Source organism: Aquisphaera insulae (assembly GCF_011064615.1).
GTDB classification, from domain to species: Bacteria; Planctomycetota; Planctomycetia; order Isosphaerales; family Isosphaeraceae; genus Aquisphaera; species Aquisphaera insulae.
Window position 1 is genome coordinate 1 of the sequence record NZ_JAALJH010000178.1, and the last position, 5,611, is coordinate 5,611.

The window sequence follows — 5,611 nt, forward strand, 5'->3', positions numbered from 1 at the left end:
TCAGAACCCCACGCTGACGTATTGCACGCCGACGACTGACTTGCCCGCGGCGATCCGGGCCTCGAACCGGCCCGGCCCCGCCGGCAGGTTCAGGCCCGCGAAGGTGCAGGACGTATCTCCGGCGCGGATCGGCCTGCTCGCGATCAGGCTGCCGCAGGAGAGACTGGCCTCACCATTCTCCTTCGCCGCCGCGAATCGCAGCGTGACCTCGCACCTGGTCGGCGCGACCACGTCGACCTCCCAGTGGCCGATGCCGTCCTTCGACCAGCTCGCGCCGGGGCCTCGCCAGTCCTGGCGGGTCAGGAGCACGGGGGTTTCCTTCGGCGAGCCGATCGCGATTCGCGGGGGCACTGTGTAATCACGCCCGCGGGTGACGTCGCCGAACCAGGCGTCATACTCGGCCCGAAGCTTCGAGACCATGGCCGGCTCCCGTGCCGCGAGGTCGTGCTGCTCGTAAGGGTCGTTCCTCATGTCGTAGAGCTGGAACGACGTCTTGCCGGCCCAGGCTTCCCCGGCGCCATACGGCTGGACGAGCTTCCAGTCCTGGGACCGGGCCGCGAAGGCCCGATACCGTCCCGGGGCATCGCCTCGGTGCCACTGGAAGAAGAGCGTCCGATCGGGCCACGGGCTGGATTCGCCTCGGAGCAGCGGCACCAGGCTGCGGCCGTCGAACGCAACGCCGTTTGGACTGGTTACGCCGCAGAGATCCAGGATCGTCGGTGTCAGGTCGATCACCGAGGCGATGCGATCCACCTTGCGCCCGGCCTCGAGCTGAGACGGCCAGCGGACGAAGCAGAACTGATGGATGCCCCCCTCGTAGGTCGACCCCTTCCAGCCCCGGAGGCCGGCGTTGAAGCCCCTGTGGTCCTGGCAGCCGTTGTCGGACAGGAGGACGACGATCGTGTTTTCCGCGAGCTTCAGTTGATCGAGGGTCGCGAGCAGGCGGCCGACGTTGTCGTCGATGTTCTCGATCATCCCATACACCCGGGCGAGCGGTTCGGGAGCGCGATTCGTCGCCATCGGGTTTCCCGCTTGAGGATATCGTCCCGCGTCGAAGTCGGCGGCCGGGTGTCGCTCTCGATACGGATCCGGGACCTGGTGGGGCGAGTGCGGGGCGTTGAACGCCAGGTACGCGAAGAAGGGGCGGTCGGTGTTCTCGCGGACGAACCCGATGGCCGCGTCGGTGATGACATCGCTGACGTAGCCGCGGGTCTTCTCCCAGCGGCCGTTGCGGCGGAGCGTGGGGTTGAAGTACGCCCCTCGCTCATCCACCGGATCGGGCGAGTCCCCCGGTTGCGCGAGCCCGCCGCCATTGAGGACCAGCGACTCCTGGAAGCCGCGATCCACGGCTCGCATCGGGAAGTTGTCGCCCAGGTGCCACTTGCCGAAGATCCCCGTTCGATAGCCACCCGCCGCGAGCATCTCCGCCAGCGTCACCTCCTTAGGATCCATCATCGATCGCCCGAGGTAGGTGTCGACGACTCCGGTCCGGTAGTTGTACCGTCCCGTCATCAGGCAGGCGCGTGTCGGCGAGCAGACGGGCATCGTGTGGAAGCTCGTCAGAGACGCGCCCTGCGACGCCAACCGGTCGATGTGCGGGGTTCGAACGACCGGATTGCCGGTCACGCCGAGCTCGCCGAAGCCCTGGTCGTCGGTGATGACGAGGACGACGTTCGGCCTCTTCGCGCCCGCGGCAACCTCGCCGTGGGCCGCGGCTCCCAGCGTCAGCGCCGTCATCATGATCAAGGGGATGCGACCGGCCGCGGGGCCGATCCCGAGTCGACGACCCTTCCCCTGCGATTCACGGAATCTCATGGCTTCACCTTTCGGACCTGCGGACCGTCACCGGTCGGGACGGGCCTTTCCCAGCGATCCAGCATCGTCGCGTCGAGGTACTCGTCGTCCTGGCTCGGATAGATCCCATCCAGCACGATCGGTCTTGCGGGAGCGAGAGCAAGCCAGCGCCGGATCGTGTCCCCCGACGCGTCCGCCCGATGGATGGGGGCGTGCGCATCCCAGGGCCGGCCGGCGACGTCCTTCCGGGATGAGGCCGCCATCCAGGCTCCGACCTTTCCGATCCATCCCTTGACGGCCTCGTCATCGGGCCGTTGCTCCTCGAGAAGCGCGAGATCGGGCGCCAGGTCCAGGTTCGCAAGCCCAACGCCGTCGATGAGGCGGGCGGCCTCCGCGAGCCCCCAGGGAGGCTTGCCTGGGGCGATCCGGAGATGGACTCGCCGACCGCCCGACGCCGCCTTCTCGCCGATCGTCCGCAGCGTCGCCGCGAACGAGGCTCGCGCCTGCTCGTCGGTCATGTTGTTCTCGGGATGTCGATGGCCGGACACGACGAGATCGCGGGCCCCGAGGATCGCCATCTTCTCCTGGACGTCCGCGATGACCGCCAGGCTGTCCGCATAGTCCTGGGCCGAGTTGTCCACCAGTCGTAATCCGGGATAGAGGTTGATGCCGGACGAGAGGTCGACCCAGACGGCCAGGCCCTGGCGAGCGATCCAGCCTGCTTCCCGCCGGAGGGCCCGTCGATCGCGGTCGTGCAGGTAGCGGTAATCCACGATCACGCCGTCGAAATGCTGGAAGAAGGTCGGGCGGGCCAGGACCTCCTCCTTGATCGGGCTCATGCCGCGGAGCGGCAGCAAGCGATTTCGGGGTCGCGGCGAGGGCGGAACGTCGGCGATCTCCTCGACGCCGGTTTCCTTCACCTTCACGCGGAAGATGCGGACGTCTCCCCCGGCGATCCGACCGTCACCGCTCCGGCCTAGGCTCGCGGAATCGATCCCCTCGGGCGCATAGCCCGGCGAGCTGCTCGCACCGTCCGCGATGGCGAGCTCCTCGATCGATTCGATCGCCCCGCACCGGCTGGCGATCCGGAAGGCCTGCTCATGCCAGGTGTTGTTGGCGATCCCCAGCGTGTACTCGCCGCGGGCCTTTCGGCAGGTGATGAAGGCGAGGTTCGCATTGCCGACGTCGAGAAGCCGCTGGCCATCGAGCGCCGAACGAATGGCTTCCTCCGCGGCCTGCTGCATGCGATAGGGCTTCGGCAGCGGCCGATCCTCCTCGCTCTTCGGAGGCCGCCCCGCGAACTCCGGCTCCATGCCCCACGGAGAGTGGATCAGCGTGACCCGGCCGGCGCCGCAGGACTTCTCCGTCACGCCCGTCGCATTCGCCCTGATTTCCGCCAGGCCGCAGAACCCCTTCGACAATCGCGGCAGGTTACCCGCCGTAAGGACGAGGTGCCCCCCCTGCTCCACGTAGGCCGTCAGCCTGTCCGAGACTTCCCGCCCGCCCTGGAGGGCCCCGGCGAGAATCACCACCGGGTATCGACGCAGCAGCCAGCCGGGCGCGTCGCTCAGCAGGCAGTCGGCGAGGTCGCCATGGGGCGTGGGGGCGAGGAAGCCCGTCTCGTCGTGGAAGAACGACGAGTCCTGATATCTTGGGTAGATCAGGCCGAGGATCGCGTCGGTCAGGTAGTCTCCTTCGTCGTAGGGGAGATTCCCCCAGACGCGGTAAACCTCGCTCGTGTAGAGGTGCCTGGGGAAAGTCCATCCCGCGTCCTGGTCGAGCAGGAGGGCGACCGGGGTGAGCATCACGCCCGGTTGACCATGCCGCTGGACCCAGCGACGGGCATTCTGTTGCACCTTGCCGATCGGCGACAGGTCGTTCCCCTGGAGCCAGCCGGACTCGAACCCCACGGTCATGCAGTTGGCGAGGATGTGCCAGTAGAGCAACCTCCGGAGCAGGCTGAGGCTCGCCCCCTTGGTCGGGCCGTGATCCGGGCCGGTGGAGTCGTAGGACTTGTATCCCCAGCGGTTGTAGACCGAGGCATTGCCGAACCAGGGGACGCCGTACTGCTTGCCCGCGCCCCGGATGAACGCGTAGTAGACCTGATTGTTCGGCAGGCCCTGGGCCGTCTCCGCGCCGATGAGCGTGAACGTCCCCTCGCGGAGCAGGTAATGGCCGAAGTTCAGCGAGACCAGCGTGGCGTGCTTGTGCCCCAGGTCGTCGCTCATCCGCTCGAAGTGCCGCTGAAAGTTGAGGTACTGCTCGCGCCGGCTCGCGGACGACGGCGTCATCTGCGAGGCATAACCGCCGATGTACCGCCCGTCCTGCTCGCCGATGTCGGTCCCCAGCCAGTGGTCGCCGAGCTTCGACTCCAGCAGCCGGAAGACTCCGGGGTCCGGGCGGAACTGGGTCCAGTAACCGCCGGGCCCTGAGCCCGGCACGTAGCCCCAGACGTCGAACAGGAAGAGCCCCCGATTCCGGATCTCGTCCGCGAGGTCCCCCAGGTTCTTGGCGAAGAGGATCGGATACGAAGGCCAGATCACCTCGCCCAGCTCGTGCGTCCGCGTGTATCGATCGAGCTCCTCGCGATGGCCGACGATGGCCCCATCCTGCACGTTGAAGCCGCGGAGGCAGGTGAACCGCGTCCGGTCGCCGAACGTGCCCCACCCGGGGGGCTTCACCGCACGCCGGTCGTCGTCGGGATGCTCCCGCGGATCGAGCAGGTGAGCATACACGCGACGGACCGGGCCGGGCTCGTCGCCAAGGCCGACGGACGGAGCGAGGACCACGAGCCAGGCCACCGCCAATCCGGCGGACACGCCGAGGCCGGATCGTCGGCCTTGAGGATACATGTCGTCCTCCTTCTCGGAGAATCGGAGCCGCGTCACTCTGGGATCCCGAAGCGCCCTGGGTTCATCTGCCAGTCGCGATGAGGCGTCCCGCCTACTTCGGCGGGAGCTTCGTCGGCGAGCCGAGGTACTCCCAGTCGATGCCCGCTCCGACGACGCGGCCCTCGATCGTGCCGTCGGGCTTCAAGACCAGCTCGGTTCGACCTGCCTTGCCGTCGTCGAACTTCCAATCATAATATCCCTTGAAGTTGATAATAAGCCCCTGGCCGACCCAATCCTGACCGATCCCGCGGACCACGAACTTGCGTTCGCCGAAGGCCGTGATCCGGATCTTCGTGACGGCGGGACCGGCCGGGCTCGCCGCCGGGCGGAGGGAATACTCGCCCGCCAGATCGAAGGCCGGCCCGGTCTTCTCGTCGTCGCCCGCGGCCGTCACGCCGGCCGACAGCAGGAAAACGAGTAGAAAGCCTATCCCGCGTGCGCCTCGGCTCATCGCTGACTCCTCGCTCGTGGAAGGGCGGCCCGGTGCCCCGTTGTCGCGCCCGCCGCCGAGCATCCGGTTTTCCCGCCCATCCACCCCATGTTGAACGTATCGTCGGGCATGCACCGTGGGGAGTCAACCGTCCCGGCGACGTACTCCACCTCCCGAGGACAGGGGCTCGGTAAGCCTGGGGTGTTGGAAAGTTGGTCTTTACGACGGGCGAGGCCTATCCCGGATTTGTTGCGCGAGTTCGGGGCTTCCTTGAACATCCGGAGCCTGCCCGGGGCTCGGCAGGAGCCTCGCCCTGGCGCGACGAAAGGTAGGTGTTGACTGCCCCACACCCGGCATGCGGACGTGGCGGCTTCTGTTGCGCCTGACGCGGCCCGCGATGCCGTTGGGAACCAGGCCCCGGCGCGATCGCCAGCCGGCGCCTGGCTCGGCAGGAGCCTCGCCCTCCCTTCCGGAGAAGAGCCGCTCCCAGCCCGGG

The 5,611-nt window shown here is 67.8% G+C and carries 3 protein-coding genes; all 3 read right to left on the reverse strand.

The features are described 5' to 3' along the window. A complete protein-coding gene (locus tag G6O54_RS36360; protein ID WP_165235814.1) occupies nt 1-1,815 on the reverse strand; it encodes an arylsulfatase in 1,815 nt (604 codons plus the stop codon). Continuing rightward, nucleotides 1,812-4,646, reverse strand: coding sequence for a TIM barrel protein (locus G6O54_RS36365; protein ID WP_165235817.1), 2,835 nt, complete (start codon nt 4,644-4,646; stop codon nt 1,812-1,814). The genes G6O54_RS36360 and G6O54_RS36365 overlap by 4 nt, the downstream gene beginning before the upstream one ends. A gap of 91 nt (nt 4,647-4,737) precedes the next feature. Next, nucleotides 4,738-5,136: a hypothetical protein gene (locus tag G6O54_RS36370; RefSeq protein WP_165235820.1), complete on the reverse strand. Its 399-nt coding sequence runs from the start codon at nt 5,134-5,136 to the stop codon at nt 4,738-4,740. Nucleotides 5,137-5,611 lie beyond the last annotated feature (475 nt).

Excerpts from the sequence above, each read along its gene's own strand:
- G6O54_RS36370 (WP_165235820.1), bottom strand. The coding sequence starts at position 5,136 with ATGAGCCGAGGCGCACGCGGGATAGGCTTTCTACTCGTTTTCCTGCTG.
- G6O54_RS36365 (WP_165235817.1), bottom strand. The coding sequence starts at position 4,646 with ATGTATCCTCAAGGCCGACGATCCGGCCTCGGCGTGTCCGCCGGATTG.
- G6O54_RS36360 (WP_165235814.1), bottom strand. The coding sequence starts at position 1,815 with ATGAGATTCCGTGAATCGCAGGGGAAGGGTCGTCGACTCGGGATCGGC.